This window comes from Sphaerospermopsis sp. LEGE 08334 (genome assembly GCF_015207205.1).
Classification (GTDB): domain Bacteria; phylum Cyanobacteriota; class Cyanobacteriia; order Cyanobacteriales; family Nostocaceae; genus Sphaerospermopsis.
The window spans coordinates 41,682-64,179 of record NZ_JADEXH010000030.1; the positions used below are offsets into that span (position 1 = coordinate 41,682).

At 36.8% G+C, this 22,498-nt stretch carries 19 protein-coding genes, 1 tRNA gene and 1 pseudogene; 12 read left to right on the forward strand and 9 right to left on the reverse strand.

Annotated features, from left to right (window positions below):
- Window positions 1-9: 9 nt before the first annotated feature.
- Window positions 10-1,140: an aldo/keto reductase gene (locus tag IQ237_RS17085; RefSeq protein WP_194057236.1), complete on the forward strand. Its 1,131-nt coding sequence runs from the start codon at window positions 10-12 to the stop codon at window positions 1,138-1,140.
- A gap of 676 nt (window positions 1,141-1,816) precedes the next feature.
- Here the strand turns inward: IQ237_RS17085 and IQ237_RS17090 are convergent.
- The 3 genes from IQ237_RS17090 to IQ237_RS17100 all read right to left on the reverse strand — a co-directional run bounded on the left by IQ237_RS17090 (window position 1,817) and on the right by IQ237_RS17100 (window position 6,331).
- On the reverse strand, window positions 1,817-5,071 hold the full coding sequence (locus IQ237_RS17090; protein ID WP_194057238.1) for a type ISP restriction/modification enzyme: 3,255 nt from the start codon (window positions 5,069-5,071) through the stop codon (window positions 1,817-1,819).
- Window positions 5,072-5,271: 200 nt separating this feature from the next.
- Entirely contained in the window at window positions 5,272-5,610 is a 339-nt protein-coding gene (locus tag IQ237_RS17095) for a carbon dioxide-concentrating mechanism protein CcmK (protein ID WP_194057240.1), read from the reverse strand.
- A gap of 115 nt (window positions 5,611-5,725) precedes the next feature.
- Window positions 5,726-6,331, reverse strand: a complete 606-nt coding sequence (locus IQ237_RS17100) for a DUF3318 domain-containing protein (protein ID WP_194057293.1) — start codon at window positions 6,329-6,331, stop codon at window positions 5,726-5,728.
- Window positions 6,332-6,402: 71 nt separating this feature from the next.
- Between IQ237_RS17100 and IQ237_RS17105 the strand changes: the two genes are divergently transcribed.
- Window positions 6,403-6,642, forward strand: a complete 240-nt coding sequence (locus IQ237_RS17105) for a hypothetical protein (protein ID WP_194057242.1) — start codon at window positions 6,403-6,405, stop codon at window positions 6,640-6,642.
- 119 nt (window positions 6,643-6,761) lie between these two features.
- Here the strand turns inward: IQ237_RS17105 and IQ237_RS17110 are convergent, their stop codons facing one another.
- Window positions 6,762-7,472, reverse strand: coding sequence for an N-acetylmannosamine-6-phosphate 2-epimerase (locus IQ237_RS17110; RefSeq protein WP_194057244.1), 711 nt, complete (start codon window positions 7,470-7,472; stop codon window positions 6,762-6,764).
- A gap of 88 nt (window positions 7,473-7,560) precedes the next feature.
- Window positions 7,561-9,522 carry a GAF domain-containing sensor histidine kinase gene (locus tag IQ237_RS17115; protein ID WP_194057246.1) on the reverse strand — a complete coding sequence of 654 codons (1,962 nt, stop codon included), beginning with the start codon at window positions 9,520-9,522 and terminating at the stop codon, window positions 7,561-7,563.
- Between the two features lie 215 nt (window positions 9,523-9,737).
- Here IQ237_RS17115 and cobN point away from each other — a divergent pair, with 215 nt between their 5' ends.
- Window positions 9,738-13,592 carry a cobaltochelatase subunit CobN gene (cobN, locus tag IQ237_RS17120; protein WP_194057248.1) on the forward strand — a complete coding sequence of 1,285 codons (3,855 nt, stop codon included), beginning with the start codon at window positions 9,738-9,740 and terminating at the stop codon, window positions 13,590-13,592.
- Window positions 13,593-13,863: 271 nt separating this feature from the next.
- Here the strand turns inward: cobN and IQ237_RS17125 are convergent, their stop codons facing one another.
- From IQ237_RS17125 to lipA, 4 genes are all read right to left on the reverse strand, one after another.
- Window positions 13,864-14,319 carry a Fur family transcriptional regulator gene (locus IQ237_RS17125; protein WP_194057250.1) on the reverse strand — a complete coding sequence of 152 codons (456 nt, stop codon included), beginning with the start codon at window positions 14,317-14,319 and terminating at the stop codon, window positions 13,864-13,866.
- 189 nt (window positions 14,320-14,508) lie between these two features.
- A complete protein-coding gene (sigC, locus tag IQ237_RS17130) occupies window positions 14,509-15,759 on the reverse strand; it encodes an RNA polymerase sigma factor SigC (protein ID WP_194057252.1) in 1,251 nt (416 codons plus the stop codon).
- A 738-nt stretch (window positions 15,760-16,497) separates the two neighbouring features.
- Complete coding sequence (locus IQ237_RS17135) at window positions 16,498-17,421, reverse strand: NAD(P)H-dependent glycerol-3-phosphate dehydrogenase (protein ID WP_194057254.1); 924 nt, start codon at window positions 17,419-17,421, stop codon at window positions 16,498-16,500.
- A gap of 108 nt (window positions 17,422-17,529) precedes the next feature.
- Window positions 17,530-18,399: a lipoyl synthase gene (gene lipA / locus IQ237_RS17140; RefSeq protein WP_194057256.1), complete on the reverse strand. Its 870-nt coding sequence runs from the start codon at window positions 18,397-18,399 to the stop codon at window positions 17,530-17,532.
- A gap of 125 nt (window positions 18,400-18,524) precedes the next feature.
- Here lipA and IQ237_RS17145 point away from each other — a divergent pair.
- The 9 genes and pseudogenes from IQ237_RS17145 (at window position 18,525) to IQ237_RS17180 (ending at window position 22,267) form a co-directional block, all read left to right on the forward strand.
- Window positions 18,525-18,598 (forward strand) — tRNA-Pro (locus tag IQ237_RS17145).
- A 229-nt stretch (window positions 18,599-18,827) separates the two neighbouring features.
- Window positions 18,828-19,058 carry an N-6 DNA methylase gene (locus tag IQ237_RS26715; protein WP_309225775.1) on the forward strand — a complete coding sequence of 77 codons (231 nt, stop codon included), beginning with the start codon at window positions 18,828-18,830 and terminating at the stop codon, window positions 19,056-19,058.
- Window positions 19,033-19,461, forward strand: a complete 429-nt coding sequence (locus tag IQ237_RS26720; RefSeq protein WP_255512679.1) for a class I SAM-dependent DNA methyltransferase — start codon at window positions 19,033-19,035, stop codon at window positions 19,459-19,461. Before IQ237_RS26715 ends, IQ237_RS26720 begins: the two co-directional genes overlap by 26 nt.
- A 24-nt stretch (window positions 19,462-19,485) precedes the next feature.
- Window positions 19,486-20,055 (forward strand): restriction endonuclease subunit S, encoded by a 570-nt coding sequence (locus IQ237_RS17155; protein WP_194057258.1) that lies wholly within the window; start codon window positions 19,486-19,488, stop codon window positions 20,053-20,055.
- A 215-nt stretch (window positions 20,056-20,270) separates the two neighbouring features.
- A complete protein-coding gene (locus tag IQ237_RS17160; protein ID WP_194057260.1) occupies window positions 20,271-20,495 on the forward strand; it encodes a hypothetical protein in 225 nt (74 codons plus the stop codon).
- Window positions 20,486-20,896, forward strand: coding sequence for a type II toxin-antitoxin system VapC family toxin (locus IQ237_RS17165; protein ID WP_194057262.1), 411 nt, complete (start codon window positions 20,486-20,488; stop codon window positions 20,894-20,896). The genes IQ237_RS17160 and IQ237_RS17165 overlap by 10 nt, the downstream gene beginning before the upstream one ends.
- Window positions 20,893-21,168, forward strand: a pseudogene (locus tag IQ237_RS17170) (restriction endonuclease subunit R); the annotation flags it as partial. The gene IQ237_RS17165 and the pseudogene IQ237_RS17170, both read left to right, overlap by 4 nt.
- Window positions 21,169-21,420: 252 nt before the next feature.
- Window positions 21,421-21,930 (forward strand): hypothetical protein, encoded by a 510-nt coding sequence (locus IQ237_RS17175; RefSeq protein WP_194057266.1) that lies wholly within the window; start codon window positions 21,421-21,423, stop codon window positions 21,928-21,930.
- A gap of 121 nt (window positions 21,931-22,051) precedes the next feature.
- Window positions 22,052-22,267 carry an NAD(P)H-quinone oxidoreductase subunit O gene (locus IQ237_RS17180; RefSeq protein ID WP_096572168.1) on the forward strand — a complete coding sequence of 72 codons (216 nt, stop codon included), beginning with the start codon at window positions 22,052-22,054 and terminating at the stop codon, window positions 22,265-22,267.
- Window positions 22,268-22,498: the final 231 nt, after the last annotated feature.

Below are 22,498 nucleotides of genomic sequence, written 5' to 3' on the forward strand. Positions count from 1 at the left end.
TCACCCATTATGCAATATCGCCGTTTTGGTAAAACAAATTTAAAATTATCGGTGTTTTCTTTGGGGACAATGCGTTATTTAAATAGCGTAGAAACTGCCCATAAAACCATTGAAAAAGCTTTATCTTTAGGTATTAATCACATAGAAACCGCTAGGGGTTATGGTAAAAGCGAAGAATATTTAGGAACAGCAATAAAAAGCGGATTATCAGTACCACGAAATCAATTATATATCACTACGAAAATTCCTCCCTATGCTGATACTGACACCATGAGGCGCTGTATTGATGAATCTTTACAACGTTTAAATATAGATTATTTAGATTGTTTGGGTATTCATGGTTTAAATACTAGGCAACATTTAGAATGGGTAGAAGCTAAAAACGGCTGTATGCAAGCTGTTCATGAAGCTGTAAATGATGGCAGAGTTAAACATATTGGTTTTTCTACTCATGGTGCTTTAGAAATTATTTTGGCAGCAATTAATACAGATTTATTTGAATTTGTGAATTTGCATTATTATTATTTTTTCCAACGTAATAATTTAGCGATTGAAGCAGCAACAGAAAAAGATATGGGTGTATTTATTATTTCTCCTGCTGATAAAGGAGGAAGACTTTACACACCACCAGATAAATTAAAAGAACTGTGTCAACCATTTACACCTTTAGAATTAAATTATCGGTTTTTATTGAGTGATTCAAGAATTACAACTTTAAGCGTCGGTGCTGCAACTCCAGAAGAATTAATTGCACCTTTGGCAGTTTCTCATAATATTAATGAGTTAACAACGGAAGAGATAAAAGTTTTTAAAAACCTAGAAAATCATAAAAATCAAACTTTAGCAACTGATAAATGTAGTCAATGTTATGCTTGTTTACCTTGTCCTGAAAATATCAATATTCCTGAAGTTTTAAGATTAAGAAATTTAGCATTTGCTTATGATATGATTGATTATGGAAAATATCGTTATGCAATGTTTGAAAATGCGGGTCATTGGTTTCCCGGAATGAAAGGAAATCGGTGTACAGAATGCGGTAATTGTTTACCGAAATGTCCTGAAAATTTAGATATTCCTGCTTTATTAAAGGATACCCATGAAAGATTAAATGGGAAAGCGGGAAGGAGGTTGTGGGGTTAGATATTTTGTCTGAATCAGGATGTCCAGAATTTGAGGATTTACAGGATTAAAACATTAAATATTTTTTGTCTGAATCAGGATATCCAGGATTTGAGGATTTACAGGATTAAAACATTTAAGATATTTAATATATTTGTCTGAATCAGGATGTCCAGGATTAAAACATTTAAGATATTTAATATATTTGTCTGAATCAGGATGTCCAGGATTTGAGGATTTACAGGATTAAAACATTAAATATTTTTTGTCTGAATCAGGATGTCCAGGATTTGAGGATTTACAGGATTAAAACATTAAATAAATATTTTTTGTCAGAATCAGGATGTCCAGGATTTAAGGATGTACAAGATGGAGATATTTAATATTTTCAGAATATGATTATATTACTTTCGATATAAAGCTTTTGAATGTTTTTTTATAAATACTATATTATTACAATATCCAAATCATCATCAAAACATCCAAATAAAAATCCTGAAAATCCTTTAATCCTGGATATCCTGATTCAGACAAATAAAATCTCCAAATCATCATCAAAACATCCAAATAAAAATCCTGAAAATCCTTTAATCCTGGATATCCTGATTCAGACAAGAAAAATCTCCAAATCATCATCAAAAACATCCAAATGAAAATCCTGAAATCCTGGATATCCTGATTCAGACAAAAACCTCATTTAATCAATAGGAAACCCAGGAATAATTTGATCAACTTCTCCCATAATACGTAAAGTTTCAGTTAACGCAACCACGATTTTTTGATAATGGTTAATTTCCTCATCTGATAATTTGCGTTTAGCATTTTTTCTGTCCTTTAACCATTTATCTAAAACTTGATATCCACCAATCTTAAATTCCCAAATATGTTGAGGAATATCTGTAAAATAATTCTGTTTATTAATATATACCCTTTGTAATTCTGAATTATATGTAACTTCAGTAATTTGATTATCTCCTATTTCCTGATATGTTGTAATTAAGTTTTCAAGTCTCTCAGATTTCATTAAATGTAAATTAACTAATGCTTCTCCTTTAGTTACTAAATCATTAAATAAATTTTGATTACTTGTTAAAGGAAGACGAGGAAAATCTATTTTGAGAAACTCTGCGTATCTACTGCGATAAGTAGGACTATGAAAAATAGCGTAAGCATAGTAAAATATTTGTTCTGGTGTGGGTATTTTACCGAGTTTATTTTTAATTGCTGCTAAAAATTGAGGAGATAAGTTAAGAGTTCTTTCTATAAAAAGATTTGTTTGAGCATTATCTGTATTTGGGTATGTATACAGGAGAAATAAATAATTAGTTTCTCTAGTTTTATTAGAAATAGCGCAACATTCTATAATTTGATCAGAAACACTCACTAAACTCCATTCTCCCGATTGAGACTGTTGACGACAGAAAATTAAACCAATATTATTTAATTTATCTACATTCTGCATAATTTCATTTCTAGTTAACTCTACCACATCCTGATGATGATAGTAAAACCTTGTATCAAAGGGACGATAGAAACAAGTAGTAAAATAATTCATCCAATCTGGATTACTAGATAATAATTTTCTTTTGATACTAATTTTCCAATCACGAGTATCTCGCAAATCATAAATATTAACTAATTTATCATCTGTTATATCTAAATTTCTAAAATCTTCTATTCTTTTGCGTAATTCTTGTAAATCAAAATCTATAACAAAATGATCTCGATGAGTTTTCACACCTGTTGAATTTACGGGAAAAATATCTGTAACACTCCACCCTTGATTATATTCTGTAGCTAAATCAAAATTTTTCGGTGCAAAAAAGTAATTAGGTGCTGTAGGTTTCACCTCTATCCAATTAACATTATCTAAACTTGTAGATTCTAAAAAATTATATTTATCCTCCCGATATCCCCACAAATCATAATAAAAAACCTGCGCTAACTCCTTCACCCCATCTCTAGATTTATAAGCAGTATAAAAATAATCAAGTGCGCTTTTTTCACTGACAGCAATTAAAATCGCTACCCCTTGCTGAATATCAAAAACATTTTCATCAATACCACCATCTGGTGCAGTTTCTTTTAATAAAGAATTACCATGTAAATCCATAATATATAAAGTATCAAAATATTTTAATAACTCCTCTCTCATTCCTCGATGAATCAAACCATTAATATAAGAATGATTAGTAATAAAACCGATAATTCCATAACCTTGAGGAGTTTTTTGAATTTGATATTGTGCAAACCGAATAAATTTAATATAATCATCATCTAAAGGTTGAATATTTTTCTCACCTTCTAATCTCACCCTACCTTTATATAATTCTAAAAGTTCCCCAATATGGGTTAATTCTGTAACTGTTTTCCCAGCTTTACCATTTTTCAAAACTCTATTCCACACCAAACCCGTATATTCCACATCTGCTAAATATTTCTCATCTTGATTTAAAATTCTCTTGCGTTTACTCGCATTTTGTGAACTCACAGAATAAGGAGGATTACCCAATACTACCATAATGGGAATTTCTGTTTTCACATTTGCAGCTTGACTAGATTCTTCTGCGATAATTTGAGTAATACCAGGAATTAAATCACCTTGTTTGATCCCTTCTTCCAAAGCATTAGTTAAATAGATTTTTAACCTTTCATCCGGTGCAAACTCATATTTAAAATCTGCTAATAATAAACCTAATTTTAAATGTGCTATTGTATAAGCAGTCATTAATAATTCAAATCCAAATAAACGATTTAAAACTTCTGCATCTTTTAACCAAAGATTCCATCTATCAACACCATATTTAGCAACATTATCACGCATTTGTTTAATGACTGCATATAAAAATGTCCCTGTTCCCGTTGCAGGATCAAGAATTGTTACTCGTCTATTACCTAACCCGTATTCTAAATCAAAAATATTTCTATCAATTAAAATATCATTAACTGCACGCACAATAAAATTAACTACAGGTTCAGGAGTATAATAAACACCGCGACTTTTTCTTAATGATGCTTGATAAGCTGCTAAAAATGTTTCATAAAAATGCAAAACTGGATCTTCTGTTCGCGTTTCTCGACCAAAATTTTCTAAAATATTGGTCATATCTATTGTGTTAAATAATTCTATTAAATTTTCAATTGATTTGTGAATTTTACTAACACTATTAGCACCATTAGCATTAATTACTATATCGAAAAATCCTTTTAAAAAAGGTATTTTTTCAGTAATATAAATACTAGCATTGGTGCGGTTAAAAACAAAATTTCCTGGGTTTTGTGCATGATTTATCTTTGCAGTAAATAAACCATAAGCAATAGTTTGGGCGTACATATCCGCAAAACTAGCGTTATCTATATCTAAAAGTAGTAATTTTTTAAAAGTTTCTTTTAATTCCTTTAATTCATCAGTTGTTGTTTCAATAATCAAAGATGATTCAATAGCATTTCTGATAGTTTTAGTATAAGTTGCCATTGCTTTAGCTAAATCATAATAGTTATTAATATCTTTAGCTTTTTGATTAATAAATGCTTGTAATAATTCCGTAATCGGTTGTAAATCATCAACCAAAGAAATTTCATTGTCTTTGATATTAGCTAATTTAGCTATTTTTTCACATTCACCATCTACATACCAACGAAAATCCAGATAATTTGTTAATATAAAATTATAACCAATATTAGATTCCAAATAACGTTTAATTTGTTCAGATTTATCTAACTTACTAATATCAACATTAACATCCTTAGCCTCAATATATCCCACAACCCGATCATTTTTTCTAATAGTCAGATCAGGAATACCAGCTTGATTACCTTTTTCTTCAACTATGACATTAACATCAATAATTAAACCCTCAATCAAACGTTCTAAACTAGAGTAATGACTACGTTCACCACCATGTTTAATCTTTTCTTGTAAATCTTGAATATAATTATTAAAATCTGACATAATCTGATTAACTAAATAAGTGGATATAGATCCCAGACTTCGTAAAGAAGTCGAGGATCTGGACATAAAGATATTTTTATAACATTTTTTTCAATCTTGATAAAATCTTATTAAAAAATAACAATTCCTCTCTCTGCGTTCTCTGCGTCTCTGCGTGAGAAAAAAAACTGTCCCCAAGTCAAGGATTTATGTAACAAAACCTAATTACTTAATGGGGGAGGAAAACGGATATCTGAATTAAATTGGTTAATCATAGAACTTTGATAAATTGGTAAAACACATTCTAAATTTTCATGGGGACGAGGAATAATGTGATGGGAAAGTATCTCACCACCATTGACTTTTACAACAGATTCTAATCCTTGAGTGACTGCCATTTTCACTTCAGCCACATCACCACGAATTAAAATTGTAATTCTGCCTAAATCTGTATTTTCATAACCTACAAATGTGATTCTAGCAGCTTTACACATTGCGTCTGCTGCTTCCACTGCTGTGGGAACACCATATACTTCTATCATGCCTAATGCTAATGTCAATGTTGTTTTCCTCCTATTGTTAGCTCAAATTTTGTTAGCTCAAATTGGCGTAAACCATTAATAAAACCTCAATTCCCAAAGAATTTTCACACTGTCACCTGTCACCTGTTCCCTGTCACATACTATAGTTTTCTGGAATACCTACAGGTGATAAACCAGCGATCGCTCTTAAATTTTGACAACGAATTAATTCATTAAAATCTAAACCAGAACGCCCTTCAATTTTTGCTACTGTTTCAATAGCAGTTAACAAATGTTGGGCAGCTTCTGCTTCTGAATAACCCCGTCTTTGGGCGATCAAAACGGCTGTTTTATCGGCTTTTAATTGTGATGCTTGGGATTGATTCATGCGCCAGATTCGCACCCCAGCTAAAGCACTTAATCCCCCAGATATAATTACACCTACCACATCAGACTGAGCAACTTCCACTACTCCACCTAATAACCCTGCTAAAAATACTCCTTGATAAATGTCTGGTTGTATCCACTTCACCCCTGTTAACCAACTTACCTGATGTAACAGTAGTAAATCTCGCTGTGGTTTTGTCAAGCGTCGCCAAAGATCAAAATTAATATATATTGGTCTATCCTGACTCCAGGGTAAGGGAAAAGCGGCATCTATGACCTTGTTTTGCTCTGGTTTACTGACGATTTTCGTCATCATCCGCCCAGAAGCTGGCATGACATCTAACAAACGGCGAATTTCAATATTTGGCTCTATCATTTTCATTATTAGAGATAATATTATTATGTATATTAATTTACTACTAAAACTTTACTGAAAATATTTATATGGACGCTTTTGCTCCCACACCACCAGAATGGACAGATCAAGCAGTTCACGCTTATGAATTTTGCTGTCCCAAATGTCACTCTAGCAGTAGAGAAGCGGTACAAGTTTGGTTAAATCGGCGATCGCCTGTGACAACAACAGAAAATCGTCGCAAATGGCAAGAATTTTACCTTTGTCATTGTGGTTGTGCTTGGTGGGCTTGGAGTAGCGATCGCAAACCTCCCAGCAAACTCATCTAGATTTTGAATCCCGCATCAGCGGGATATGCTCCCTATTCTCAAGTTTCGCGCCATCTCCGTTAGGAGATCCCGCAGGGGTAGACACAAAGGAGCAAAGACGCAAAGTCTTTATTTTTCACCTAACTTCTGACTCCTGACTCAAGAGGGCAACCACAGGGGGTTGCCCCTACTTCTTCTACATAAGCTTTAACTTGCAAATCAATACCAGTAATTGCAGTACCAACTACAACTGCATCAGCACCTACTAAATTCAATGCTTTTTTTGCCTCATTTGGGGAAGAAATACCACCTTCACAAATAACAAAGGTATCTAATTTTTCTACTATCTGTGTCAGAAGTTCCCAACCAGGAGGGGTAAAATTTTTAGTTTCCGCAGTGTAACCAAATAAAGTAGTACCAACAATATCAGCACCTGCGTCAACAGCTAATTTTGCAGAAGCAAATGTATCCACATCTGCCATGACTGGTTTACCTAATTCTTGATGAATACGGGTAATAATATCAATTAATTTTTCATCACCAGGACGTTTTCTGATAGTGGCATCTATAGCAATAATATCAGCACCAGCTTCAGCCACTGCTACAGCATGATGAAACTGGGGGGTAATATATACATCAGAACCTGCTATTACTTGTTTCCATAGCCCAATAATTGGTACATTGACTTTTTCCCGCACAGCTTTAATATGATTGGGTGTGTCAATTCTCACAGCTACAGCACCATTATTAACTGCTGCTTGTGCCATTGCAGCAATAACATAAGGATCATGTAATGGTGAGTCTACAGGTGCTTGACAGGAAACAATTAAACCTTTTTCTAAATTAATCATGTTTGATGTTGAGGTAATTGGTAATTGGTAATTGGTAATTGGTAATTGGAGTTTTTTGAATTACAAATTATCAATTATCAATTATCAATTATTTTAGTTGTTTTGGTATCCAAACAGTAAAAATTGAACCCATACCTACAGTTGATTCTACTTCAATTCGACCCCGATGAAGTTCTACCAGTTGTTTAGTTAAAGCTAAACCAACTCCTGTACCTTCATAGCGACGACGATAGGGAGTATCAAGTTGTTGAAATTTCTCAAAGAGTAATGGTAATTTTTCTTCTGGTATACCAATTCCAGTATCTTCTACTTGAAATACAGCGGTGTTGTCTTCCACCCATAGACGCAAAGTAACACTACCACCTTCTGGGGTGAACTTAATAGCATTAGTTAATAAATTCCAAAGAATTTGTTCTATTCTTCCAGAATCAGCTTGAAAAATATCGCTGGTAGAATTAATTTGTAAATCAAGTTTCAAAGTAACTTTTTTACTGGCTGCTTTTTCTAATAAAGAGTCTAATATCTTTTCTGCTGACTTCACTAAAGAAAATTCAGCAATATTTAATACTGTTTTCCCCGCCTCAATCTGAGATAAATCGAGGATATCATTAATCATTTCTAATAAATGTTCTCCACTGTCATGGATAGTTTGTAAATAATCCCGTTGTCTTTGACTCAACTCACCCAAAGGCCAGCGCAATAATGTAGAAGACATCCCAATAACATAAGTTAAAGGTGTGAGTAATTCATGACTAACAGTAGCGAGAAATTCACTTCTTAAACGGCTGGCTGCTTCTGCTGCTAAAAGTGCTTCTCGCAGTGCCATTGTTCGTTCAATTACTCGTTGTTCTAAAGTTTGTTTTTCTTGAGTCAAAGTGCGTGTAGCTTCTCGCAAAGAACCCATTAATTCAGATTGATGAATAGCTATAGCTAACTGTTCTGCAACTGATGACAACAAGCTTTTTTCACTTTCACTCCAATGACGAGGAGTATGACATTGATGAGCAATTAATAAACCCCAAAGTTTATCTTCAAAAATAATCGGTGCTGCCAACTTTGCCCTAATTTTATTCTTCCTTAAAAAATTCAATAAACAATCTTCTAGGGAATAGGTTTTTTCTACATCATCTACTGCTAAAGTAAAACCTTGGTGATATTTTTCCCAAGATCCAGAATTTCGATTTAGACAGTTTTCTTCTTGCAAATTCAAAACAGAGGTAATAGAATCTTGTCCTAGAGATTCATATACTACACAACCCCCATACTGTTGACGGTCTTGTTCTGTAAGTTTAGAGTTGATTACAGTAGGTGCTAAATATTGACAGTTAAGAGATGTGTTTTGCGTATTAGCTGGAGATGACAAAAATTTATAGATGACTAATCTATCTAATTCCAAAAACTCACGTACTTGAGTAATTGCCGTGTCCATAATTACAGGCAAATCTAGACTTTTACGGATTTGCGTTGTTACCTGATTTAACAGCCGTTCTTGGGCAATTTGTTTTGTGAGAGCATCTTCTACAGGTTTACAACTAAAACCTTCCGTGAGAAGTGAAATAGTAGATGTTTGTGCGTCCTTGTTAACCAGTGGGAGAAGATATTCCAATAATAATAAAGTAAATTTACTTTGCAGCGTTGCATCATTAGGAGCAAGAACTTGTTGATATTGTGTGATGTTTTTGTAAGTGTAAGAATGAGACTCAAATAAATTTCTTAAATTAGAGACAAAAGCAGCGATCGCTTGGGAATTAAATGTCAAACTAGCATTTAAGGAATCTAAGGTAACATCTTCCTTCTGTGCTACCCTACTTCCCTCCTCCCCTGCTTCTATGTTGCCTAACAACAGCGCACTAAATCGCTCAGAAACTATAAGCGTAAACCGTTGTTGTTGCCACTCAACAGGAATGAGAATCCGCGCCAGCACAGCTTCTGTAAGTACCAAAGCAGCACTGCCTATTGCTTGAGCCATCTGGTGCAACAACTCACCAAGCCGATTAAATATACTTAAAGGCAAGGTTCGAGAAAAGCTCAAATCGGGAGAACTAAGCATTTTCAAAATTCTAATGAGATGGGCTGAATACCTAAGTAGGGTAATGGGGAATGGGTAACGGGTAATGGGTAATGGGGTTATTTACCACCCCATCTCACCATCTTCCCATCTCCCTATCTTCCCATCGTCGTAGCCTGTTCGTAGGACTTGCAGGATTTTTCCTGGTTTTTTGTGATTGTGTACTAATCAACAGTTTAAGGTACTAATAGAAAATTATGCATCGTATAAGTGCCACACCAGGCGGATGGAATCAGTCAGACGGTTTAGTTTTTCTAGAACAAACCCCAGCCCCTTTCGTTTTGATTACTGCTGCTGACACCGACATTCAAACTTTAGCAGCAACAGTACCAAAATTACCTGCTGAATTTCCTCAAATGAGAGTTGCCAACCTGCTGCAACTACAGCAACAAATCAGCATTGATACTTATGGTGAACAAGTTTTAGAACTTGCTCAAGTAATTGTTTTGCGCCTTTTAGGAGGAAGTTCCTATTGGGCGTATGGTTTGGAAGTGGTGCAGGAAATTGCCGCAAGTAATGGCATAACTTTAATTGTAATGCCTGGAGACGACGCTCTTGATCCAGATTTAATATCAAAATCAACTATTTCAACTGAACTTGTTAACCAAGTATGGCAGTATTTCCGGGAAGGTGGTATAGAAAATTTCCTCAATGCTCTACTTTTTATCGCTGATATTTCCCTATTAACCACATTCAACCCCCCACCACCACAACCTGTTCCCCGTGTGGGAATGTATAAAGGCAAGTTTTCTTCTACTTCTTTTACACTGTCACCTGTTACCTGTCACCTGTCACCTTCTAAAATAGGTATTTTATTCTACCGCGCCCATTATTTAGCGGGAAATACTAAGGTGATTGAGGCTTTATGTACTGCTTTGAGAGAAAAAAATTTACAACCAGTACCGATTTTTGTTTCTTCTTTACGTGAACCGGGTGTAACTGATGAGTTGATCAAATTTTTTCAACCTGAAGATTCTGAACCTATAAGTTTGTTATTAAACACTACCAGTTTTTCTCTAGCACGTTTAGAGACGGAAACACCGCAAATTGAACTGTGGGAAAAATTAGATGTGCCGGTGTTACAGGTGATTCTTTGCGCTAGTTCGGTGGAACAGTGGGAAGCACAGTTACAGGGTTTAACACCTCGTGATATGGCCATGAATGTGGCTTTACCAGAGGTAGACGGGCGGATTATTACTAGGGCAGTTTCTTTTAAAAGTTGGCAAACTCGCAATAATGACCTAGAAACTGATGTAGTGGTTTATGAACCAGTGAGCGATCGCATTGATTTTGTTGCCCAACTGGCTGCAAATTGGGTCCGATTACGCCATAAAATGCCCTCAGAACGTCATCTAGCTCTAATTTTAGCAAATTACCCCAACACTAATGGTAGGCTGGCTAATGGCGTAGGTTTGGATACTCCTGCTAGTTGTGTAGAAATCCTCAAGGCTTTAAAATCGGCTGGTTATGATGTGGGCGATATCCCCGCAGATGGTGATGAGTTAATTAAAATTTTAACTGCTGGTGTTACCAATGACCCAGAAGGAAAAGATTGGAAACCAGTCAACCAAAGTCTTTCTGTAGAAGAATACCAAAGGTATTTTTCCACATTACCCGCACCTGTACAAAAGGGAATAATTGAAAGATGGGGAGATGGGGAAATAAATAACCCAATCACCAATCACCAATTACCAATTACCAATCACCAATTTCCGATTTCTGGGATTCAATTTGGTAATGTTTTTGTAGGTATTCAACCATCAAGAGGTTATGAAAATGATCCGAGTTTAAATTATCATGCACCAGATTTAGAACCAACTCACAATTATTTAGCTTTTTATTATTGGGTGAGAGAAATTTTTGGCAGTGATGCGATCGTTCATGTTGGAAAACATGGCAATTTAGAATGGCTACCAGGTAAAAGTGTGGCTTTATCTAATACTTGTTATCCTGAAATAGCCTTTGGTCCCATGCCTCATTTATATCCTTTTATTGTTAATGATCCAGGTGAAGGTTCACAAGCTAAACGTCGTTCCCAAGCAGTAATCATTGACCATCTTACACCACCCATGACACGGGCGGAATTATATGGAGCATTACAACAGGTAGAAAATTTAATTGATGAATATTACGAAGCAGAAACATTAGATCCTTCTCGTTTACCCACATTACGCGATCGCATTCAAGAATTAGTCATCAAAGAAAATCTCTACAAAGATTTAGGTATCACCGACGAAAAAGACATTGTAAACTTTGAAAGTTTAATTTTAAACTCCTTAGATGGTTATTTGTGCGAACTCAAAGAAGCGCAAATTAGAGACGGTTTACACATTTTCGGACAAGTTCCCCAAGGTAGACAACTAAGAGATTTAATCATTGCGATCGCCCGTATTCCCAACCGTAATTCTATCGGAATCACCCGTGCGATCGCAGAAGATTGGGGTTTAGATTTCGATCCTTTAACAACAGAATACACCACCCCCTTCACCCCTCCTCAAAATCTCTCTGCGCCTCTGCGTCTCTGCGTGCCAATTAACTCCTGTCGTACCCACGGCGATGTTATTGAACTATTAGAAGAAGAAGCCGCTTTTTTAGTTGAAAAACTATTACAGGGAACAGGGAACAGGGAACAGGGAACAGTAAAGAAAGTCCTTAACTGGATAGAATCAAAACTTCTCCCAGCATTAAAAAACACAACCCAAGAAATTACCAACTTACTCAAAGGACTTGATGGTAAATACGTCCCCAGTGCTGCATCTGGCGCACCGACAAGAGGAAGGCCAGAAGTTCTCCCCACGGGTAAAAATTTCTATGCTGTAGATATTCGCGCTATTCCGACAGAAACCGCTTGGGATGTGGGCAGAAAAGCCGCAGAAAATCTCATTGAAACCTACACTCAAGAACATGGAGAATATCCCAAAACTCTGGGTTTATCAGTTTGGGGAACTTCTACCATGAGAACCGGAGGAGATGATATTGCGGAAGCTTTAGCTTTACTTGGTGTACAACCGGTTTGGGATGGTGCAGCTAGAAGAGTAGTAGATTTTGAAATTCTACCTTTATCAATTTTAGGTCGTCCCCGTGTTGATGTCACTTTGAGAATTTCGGGATTTTTCCGTGATGCTTTTCCTAATTTAATTGATCTATTTTCTCAAGCGGTGGAAGCAGTTGCCAGTTTAGATGAACCAGAAGAGGAAAACCCGTTAGTAGGTGCGGTGAAGCAAGATATTGATTTATGGACACAACAAGGTTTAAGTTTAGAAGATGCCAAAGAGCGATCGCTTTATCGGGTTTTTGGTTCTAAACCCGGTGCTTATGGTGCTGGACTTCAAGGTTTAATTTCTTCCCAAAACTGGCAAACTGATCAAGATTTAGCCCAAGCTTATATTAATTGGAGTTCCTACGCTTACAAGGGAACAGGGAACAGGGAACAGGGAACAGAAAATAATAATACTGTCACCTGTCACCTGTCACCTGTCACCTCTCAAGAAGTATTTGAACAACGTTTAAAACAAATGCAAGTTGTCCTACATAATCAAGATAATCGAGAACATGATTTACTTGATTCTGACGACTATTATCAATTTCAAGGTGGTTTAACTGCTGCGGTTCGTTCTCTCCAAGGAAAAAACCCCGAAACCTATTTTGGCGACAATGCCAATACATCTCAACCCAAAGTCCGTAAACTTAAAGAAGAAATTACCAGGGTTTATCGTTCCCGTGTGGTTAACCCCAAATGGATAGAAGGTGTAATGCGTCACGGTTACAAGGGCGCGTTTGAAATGGCAGCAACGGTAGATTTTTTATTTGCCTACGATGCCACCGCCCAATGTGTGGAAGATTTTATGTATCAAGGAATTGTAGATAATTATTTACAAGATCCCGTAGTTTGTGAATTTATTCACCACAAAAACCCTTGGGCTTTACGTGATATAGCTGAAAGGTTGTTAGAAGCCAACCAACGGGGTTTATGGCAAGATGTGAATTTAGAAACTTTGGAAAATTTAAGAAATCTAGTACATGAAGCAGAAGCAGCAATAGAGGAAAAATAAGGGTTTAGGGGTGTAGGGGTGAAATATTTACCTCCTGTCTCCTGCCTCCTGCCTTCTAATATGCCAAAAGCGGAAGCTTTTATACTTCCGCTTCGACAATGCAGAAAGATTCCCCCACTAATTTACCTGCCTCCGATCACCACAGATTATCAGATCATCTATCATCAAATTAGCGTAAGTATTCAGCAATCAGCTTTTTCAGATTTACATCAAAAATCACTTATTGATTCATCTGCTGATTAATCAAATATTCTGACTCCTGACACATTAGCTAAAGTGGCATTAATGCCCGTTGGCATTTGGGACAAACAGCATGAATAGTTAATTGACAATCTAATAAGTGATAACCTTCTTTTTGGGCTGTTTTTGCACCGATTTTCAAAATTGAATCGTTTTTGAACTCAATTGTAGTATTACAACGAACACAAATCAGATGGTGGTGGTGATGGGGGTAGGGTTGGTTAATTTCATAGTGTTTATGTCCTTCACCCAACTCTAGTTCCCGTAAAATTCCCATCCTGGACATTAACTTGAGGGTGCGATAGATGGTTGATAAACTGATACCCTCACCATCAGTTTCTAGACGATGATAAAGATCCTCGGCGCTTAAATGTTCACCTTGGGGAAGTTCTTGAAAAATATGTAAAATTGTTTCCCTTTGGGGAGTTAAACGCCAGCCTCGGTCGTTTAGTTCTGCCTTAAGTGAACCAGTTGTGTAGACAGTCATACTAAATTTTCTCAACAAAGCCTGTTAATTGAGAATATAACAAATGTTGGGAGCAATTTGCAACAATCCTAACTTATTGAGAATATTTGTTAGTTGTTATTGGGTAATTGGTAATGGGTAATTGGTAAGAAGAAACTCTTGCCTCTTGCCTTCTTACTGTTCCCTGTTCCCTGTTCCCTGTTCCCTCATCTAACTTAAAGATTCTAAATAGTCGCGGACGAGGTTACGGCGCTTGGGTTGGCGAAGTTTTTGTAAGGCTTTGGATTCTATTTGTCGTACTCTTTCTCGTGAGAGGTCTAAAGCGCGGCCTATTTCGGCTAATGAATAGGGATGCCCATCGGATAAACCAAACCGCATGAGAATCACTTCACGTTCACGGGTGGTTAAATCTGCTAATAAATGCTGCAAATCTTTATGTAAAGATTCTCGCATTAACATTTCTTCTGGGGTAATGCTATCAGTTTCTAATAAATCTCCTAACTCGGTGTCTTTGTCTTTTCCGACTTTGGTTTCTAGTGAAACAGAACGAGGAACTCGCAACAAAACTTCCCGCACTTGGGTAGGTGTCATGTCTAGTTCAAGTGCTAAATCTTCTAAAGTAGGTGTACGACCTTTTTCTTGAGCAATTTTCCGTTGTGCTTTTTTGATTTTGTTGAGTTTTTCAGTAATATGAACAGGAAGGCGAATTGTCCGGCTAGAAGTGGCGATCGCTCTGGTTATTCCTTGACGTATCCACCAATAAGCATAGGTACTAAAACGATAACCCTTTGTAGGATCAAATTTCTCTACTGCTCGTTCTAATCCTAAAGTACCTTCTTGTACTAAATCTAATAATTCCAAGCCACGATTTTGATACTTTTTGGCAACAGATACTACAAGGCGCAAGTTAGCCTTGATCATGTGTTCTTTGGCTTGAAGTCCTTGAGATTGAATTTCATCAAGTTCTTCTACTGTCAACTTGGCAATTTCCGCCCAGCGTTTTTTACCTTCTGATAAAGTGGGTTTAAGCTCGGATAATTCTATGCCAGCAGTTTTAGCCCATCTTTCTAATGAGGGGCGGTGTCCTAATTCAGATACTAAACGCTCCTGAACTTCTATTAACTTCAGATAAGGGGCAATTACAGCGTCACCTTGTTTTGCTGCGTTAGCAAGTACGATCCGCATCCGCAAATATCGCTGTACTTTTTGAGCTTCAGAAACTTCTTCATCCCTTCCTAATAAGCGTACCCGACCAATTTCTTGAAGGTATAAACGTACTAGGTCTGTACTACGACGATTGGTATTTGCAGCTAAGTTCTGAGGATCAACAGCAGCTATTTCTATATCTTGCAGATCATCTAACGACAAATCACCCTCATCAATATTGAGATCAGAGTCTAATGTTAGGTTAGACTTTTGGGAATCGTAGGCTGCATCTGTGTGAAAAGATGTTGCGGGCATAATGTCTTAATTGTGAAGGTACTAATAGATTACGGTCAGCTAAAATCGCTAAAATTACGGTTAGCTAATCAACTGTTGCTATTGTTCCCGTAATTCACGATGAAATAACACAATTGAATTTTGCAGTACAATTCTTTGCAGAAGGAAGATTGTACTAATTCTGTGGGGCTGTCTGAAAAGTAGGTGGCGAATATAATTCGCTAGTACACAACTCAACTTACTCTGCCCAAGCTACAACCAAAATTATTAATGGTATAAAATTAGATTCTTTAACGCACTTAGGGATACACTTTTACCGAATTTTTTTGGTGAATGTAGGTTTTTGATTGAACTCATAACCGTTTCTAGCTACAGCCAAGCTGGAAACACAGTAGCGGTATGTAGAGATGTTCTGGTGGAACTTCTCTAAGTCCGAACGTCTGTATAGTAGTCAAACCTTCTTGGTACATAGGGAAAGTAAATCAAAAGTACATCAATTGTTGACTTCATTGACCTGCTTTATGCGGTAATCACTGACTTAGTTAACTGAGATGTTCTAGGAATATTTACGGTTATTTTCATAACTAAGTACAAGTCTATCCCTAGTAATTTTGCTGTTGATAAACTACATAGTTATATTTACATGACGGGGGAAGTAGTTTCCTGACGATTTAACAATTTCTTTAGTGATTATTTGGTAATTAGCAGATGTGAGTTACGAAATAATGCTTATAGTGGAGCATGGTGCAAGCCATTAATTTATTGGTGATATTCTGGCTTAGTATCTCTTAACATGAGTTCATCTAATGCCTGTTTGGGTGTAATTTGAGTTTCCAGTAACCGATAAACCTGCTCAGTAATAGGCATAGTAATATTTTGCTGCTGGGATATTTGCATCAAAACTTGACAAGTGTTTACACCTTCAGCGGTTCCTGGTAAAGAGGCGAGAATTTCTGTCAGCGTTTTTCCACTGGCCAACTGATAGCCGACTTGATAATTGCGGCTTAAGGGGCTGTTGCAGGTGGCTAACAAATCTCCTAGACCGGATAAACCATAAAAAGTTTCCGTTTTTGCGCCCAAAACCTTACCAATACGAATGATTTCTGTCAAGCCGCGAGTTACTAAAGCTGCTTTGGCATTAGTTCCCAAATGCAAACCATCACAGACACCAGCGGCGATCGCCATCACGTTTTTGAGTGTACCACCTAGTTCCACACCTACCGGATCAGAGTTAGTATACACACGAAAACGTCCAGAAGAAAAGATTTGTTGCACGACTTGGGCAGCAGCGGTATTTTTGCTGGCTACTACGGTAGCAGCGGGTAAACCCTGGGAAATTTCTTGAGATAAATTTGGACCAGAAAGGACAACTACAGAATGATCAGGAAATTCGGTTTGCCAAATTTGGGAAGGTGTACGGGTTGTTTTCGCATCTAAACCTTTGGTAGCGGTGACAAATATTGTCTGTGGAGATACTTGACAAGATTTAACCAATAAAGCTACATCCTGTACACCTTTCATGGAAATAGCGGATAGGACTATTTCGGCATTTTTAACAACATCTTCTAAGGAAAGATCACCCTGGCGTGACCATAAACGCACCTCATGACCATTTACCCGCGCTAAATTTGCCAGGGTTGTACCCCAAGCACCTGCACCTAAAATAGCGATCGTTTTAGTCATTGGTAATTGGTTGGTAATTGGTAATTCAATGAAAGGATTTTGGATTTTGGATTGTTTGTGTCAATTCCAATCTAAAATCTAAAATCTAAAATTTTCTTCCCCAGTCCCCTATCTGGGATAGTGTTTCATTAATTCCCTGACTTGTTCAGCATGATAGGAGCTTCTTGTCAATGGGGAAGAAACAACTTGTAAAAATCCGATTTCTTCTCCATAAGCTTGCCAAGCTGCAAATTGTTCAGGAGTAATAAAATCAGTAACTTGCAGATGTTTTTGACTGGGTTGGAGATATTGCCCAATGGTCAAAATATCACATTTTACTGATCGTAAATCTTGCATGACTTGGCGAACTTCGGCATCTGTTTCACCTAAGCCGACCATGATACCAGATTTGGTGTAGGTGCTAGGGCAAATTTGGTGAGTACGTTCTAACAGAACCATCGTTCTCTGATAGTCACCTTGGGGACGTACTCGACGATACAAACGTGGGACGGTTTCCGTATTATGGTTTGTGACTTCTGGTTTAGCCTGGAGTATGATTTCTAGTGCATCCCAGTTTCCGCATAAATCAGGAATTAGCACTTCAATGGTTGTTTTTGGGGATACTTCACGAACTGCGTTAATACACTTAACAAACTGGGATGCGCCACCATCTGCTAAATCATCTCTATTGACGGAAGTAATCACGACGTGATTTAGTTGCATTCTGCGGACAGCTTCCGCGAGTCTTGCGGGTTCGGTGGGATCTAAGGGTTTGGGTTTTTTCTCAAAGTCAATATCACAGTAAGGACAAGCTCTGGTACAGGCTGGACCCATAATTAAAAATGTAGCAGTTCCAGCGTTGAAACATTCGCCAATGTTGGGACAGGATGCTTCTTCACAAACTGTATTCAGGGCTAAATCCCGTAAAATTTCTTTAACGTTACCAACGCGCTCCCACTGCGGTGCTTTTACCCGCAACCAGTCTGGTTTTACAGTCACAATCCGCTTTGTTTACTGAAGTTATACAACTATAATCCTAGCAAGCAAAGTCCTTTATAAAATATTTTGTTTTTTTATTTGGCTATGGTTATGATATACTGGTCTTGATAAGCATATTTTTTTTACGGGATGTAGCGCAGCTTGGTAGCGCACTTCGTTCGGGACGAAGGGGCCGCTGGTTCGAATCCAGTCATCCCGATTGTTAATGTACATTCGCAAATTAAATGCCGCTTTTCGCAAACTAATGTTGAAGAGAATTTGAAAAAGTGAAGATGTTTGTGATTTTGCAGCTTTTTTAGTCTTCTTGCTGCAATTTCTACGCCTGGTCTGAGAAAAGGAATCATTAAATTATCGCAAACAGATATACAATTTCCCACATCAGTGGAGAATATTACACACCACGTCCTTTAATTCGGGCAATAATTCAGGTGATAAAGCCGAAAATCGGTGAAAAAATTTATGATGGTGCTTGTGGTTCGGCGGGTTTTTTATGTGAAAGTTATGATTATTTAAGACAGGGTTTCGGCTTCGCTCAACCCAAGGGTAAGTTAACTACTAAACAACTGGAAATACTGCAAAAAAAATACTTTTACAGGGAAAGAAAAGAAAAGTTTAGCTTATGTTATTGGCATCATGAATATGATTTTACATGGGATTGATGCCCCGAATATTATTCATACTAATACTTTGACGGAAAATCTCAGCGATGTGCAAGATAAAGATCGTTTTGATGTGATTTTAGCAAATCCTCCTTTTGGGGGGAACGAACGGAAGGAAGTACAGAACAATTTTAATATTAAAACTGGAGAAACGGCGTTTTTATTTTTGCCGCATTTTATCAAAATGTTGAAAGTTGGTGGTAGGGCGGCGGTAGTTATTAAAAATACGTTTCTTTCTAATTCTGATAATGCTTCCCGTGCTTTGCGTCAAGAGCTTTTGAGTAGTTGTAATTTACATACTATTTTAGATTGTCCTGGGGGGACTTTTATCGGTGTGGGGGTGAAAACTGTAGTTTTGTTTTTTGAGAAAGCGCCCTTCGACTTCGCTCAATCAGCAGTATAAAAAGTATTAAAAGATAAGGTGATTATGGAAAATAGGCAATTACCAGAAGGCTGGAAAATTAAAAAACTTCGTGATCTTTGTGAAATAGAAAAGAATCAGGGCATTTATACAAATTTGCCTTATGTTGGCATGGAAAATATAGAATCTAATACTGCTAAATTTATTGGATCATATCAACCACAAACTGTAAAAAGTTCAACATTTAGATTCAGTCCTAATCATATATTATATGGAAGACTTAGACCATATCTAAATAAAGTATTAGCACCAAATTTTGAAGGACATTGTTCAACTGAAATTTTCCCTATTAAACCTAGAGAATGTCTCAATAAAAATTTTCTTCTATATTGGTTATTAATGGATTCGACTGTAAACAATATAAATAAAACTTGCACTGGTGCAAGAATGCCTAGAGCTAATATGAATGATGTGTTGAAGTTTGATTTTCTTCTTCCCCCACTTTCAGAACAAAAGAGAATTGTAGCGATATTGGATGAGGCGTTTGAGGGAATTGATAGAGCAATAAGCAACACTGAAAAAAACATCAGCAATGCACGGGAACTATTTGAAAGTTATCTAAATACTACTTCCTAATAATGAAGAATTAAACAGAGATTTCTTATTTTATATTCTTATGAGTAGAGATTCTACAAAATATGCAATTTCAGGGTCAGACCGAGCAGGAATGCCGAAAGTAAACCGAGATCATCTTTTTAGATACTGCCCGTCGTAGACTCTCATATTCTCAAGATGAGCTATAATCAATACAGCACAAAACCGCTAACTGAGAATTTCCCAAAATTTAATTTATGCTTATTGATCAAATTGTTCAAGAACTGCGAAATATTCCTGAAGATAAATTAGCAGAAATTTATGACATAATTCATTACTTTTGCTTAGGTTTAGATCGGGAAACTCCCCAACCTCTCACGGTAAGCACAATCGAACCGCGTACCCCAGGATTACTAAAAGGAAAACTCAGCGATGCTTTTTTTGAACCTTTACCAGAAGAAGAACTTCAGCAATGGGAATAAACTACCTAATTGATACACATATCATGTTGTGGTGGTTCTTTGATGACCCAAAACTTGATACCGAATGTCGAAACATCATTTGCAACCCTGATCATCTCATTTTCGTTAGCAGTGTTTCCGCTTGGGAAATTGCCACTAAATACCGCATTGGGAAACTACCTGAAGCAAAACAAATCGTTGAGGAATATTCACAGATATTACATCGGGCAAGATTTGTAGAACTTCCCATGACTTCAGCCCATGCACTTAGAGCAGGAAGCCTACCAATTGCCCATCGAGATCCTTTTGATCGTATGATTATGGCTCAAGCAGAACTAGAAAGTTTACCCGTCATCACTTACGATACAGCATTTCAAACTAGACTAATTCAAGTAATTCCCAACCACCAGCAAAGACTATGAATGAAGCCGAAACTCGCGCCGAATTAATTGATCCCGCCTTAACTGCTGCTGGTTGGGGAGTAGTTGAAAATAGCCGCATCCGTCGAGAAGTCATCGCCCCTGGCCGTTTAATTGGCAACGGTAAACGCGCAAAAGCCGATATTGCCGATTATGTATTAGTTTATCGTGGTGAAAAACTCGCCGTTATTGAGGCTAAAAAACGCGACTTACCCGATACAGAAGGTTTAGCACAGGCGAAAAAATACGCCGAAAAATTAAAAACTCGCTTTGCAGGACTTTCTACGAAAATCTGCAAGGTAAATGGATAGCGCAACCCTGTAATAACGATTCTTGCACTTCATTCTGCTCACTATCACTCAAACTTAATTTTTTAAGTGCTAATCTTGCCATACCCTGAATTCTTTGTGACAAAAAAGCTTTTTCTCTACTAGCTTCATTATCCCATATAATACTCGGTTTATTAATGTTTTGTAAGAAATCGTACTTTAGGCTAAAATTTACCGTAGCTTATCATTATAATATATATGAATAAAATTCAAGCAGAAATCAATGAACTCAACTCACAAATTCAAGCACTGCAACAAGAAAGAGCAACATTAACCCAAAATCATATAGCATCTCTAGTAGAAGCATACCGTCGTCAAGCTAGGGAAAATCCAGAAATTGCCGCAGAATTAAAAGGTATTGATGATTTGTTAGCGAAGCTTACCGAAGGTATTGCCTTTTTAGAACAACAAAAACAACAAAAACAAGCACAGTTAAATAGTTCACTAACTTTTTCTCAACGTCTTGCTCAACAACAACAAGAATTAGAAGCAGCGAAAAAAGTAGCAGAAATTCATGCCCAAAGGGTAAATGAACTGGCACAAGAACTAGCAGAAGAAATTAAACTGCTCAAAGCTTGTGCTGATGAACTTAGCCCCATGTATTGGCAAGTTTACTATAAACCCTTCATTACTGGATTTAAAACTATTTCAGTTCCTCATGTGCGTTCTGATGGAGAAGTGTGGACGATTGTCAACCGTATTGTTTAAGTATTTAATACATCGCGTGTATTTGGGTTTCTGATCTTTTTAGCTCAAGAAAATCAGCCTTTGTATCTTCCCACAAGATAAAATTTTTAGTAAAAGCGTTGATGAATCGTCAGAGGAACTCATGGCCGTAAAAAAAGGAAATATGGTTCGTGCTGTGCGCGAAAAGTTGGAAAATAGTGTAGAAGCAAAAGCTAGTGATACTCGCTTTCCCTCCTATTTATTTGATAGTCCAGGGGAAATAGTAGATATTAAAGGTGATTATGCTTTGGTGAAGTTCGGAAAAGTACCAACTCCCAATATTTGGTTAAAATTAGAACAATTGGAAGAGTTTGCATAACAAAGGTTGTGCTTTAGTGTACAATTCCCGCAAGGAACTTAAGTTCCTTGCTAATAGCTCAAGTCATCTAAAGATGACTAAATAATTGGGAGTTTCCCAAATTTGTAAATTTATTTCTATCCAAGGAAATAAAATAATCCAAGAAACTGGATATGATTGAACCGCAAAGGCGAGCCAGTGCGTTGGGCGGCTCTGCCGACTTGTAGCAACTGGCGTGCAAAGGACACAAAG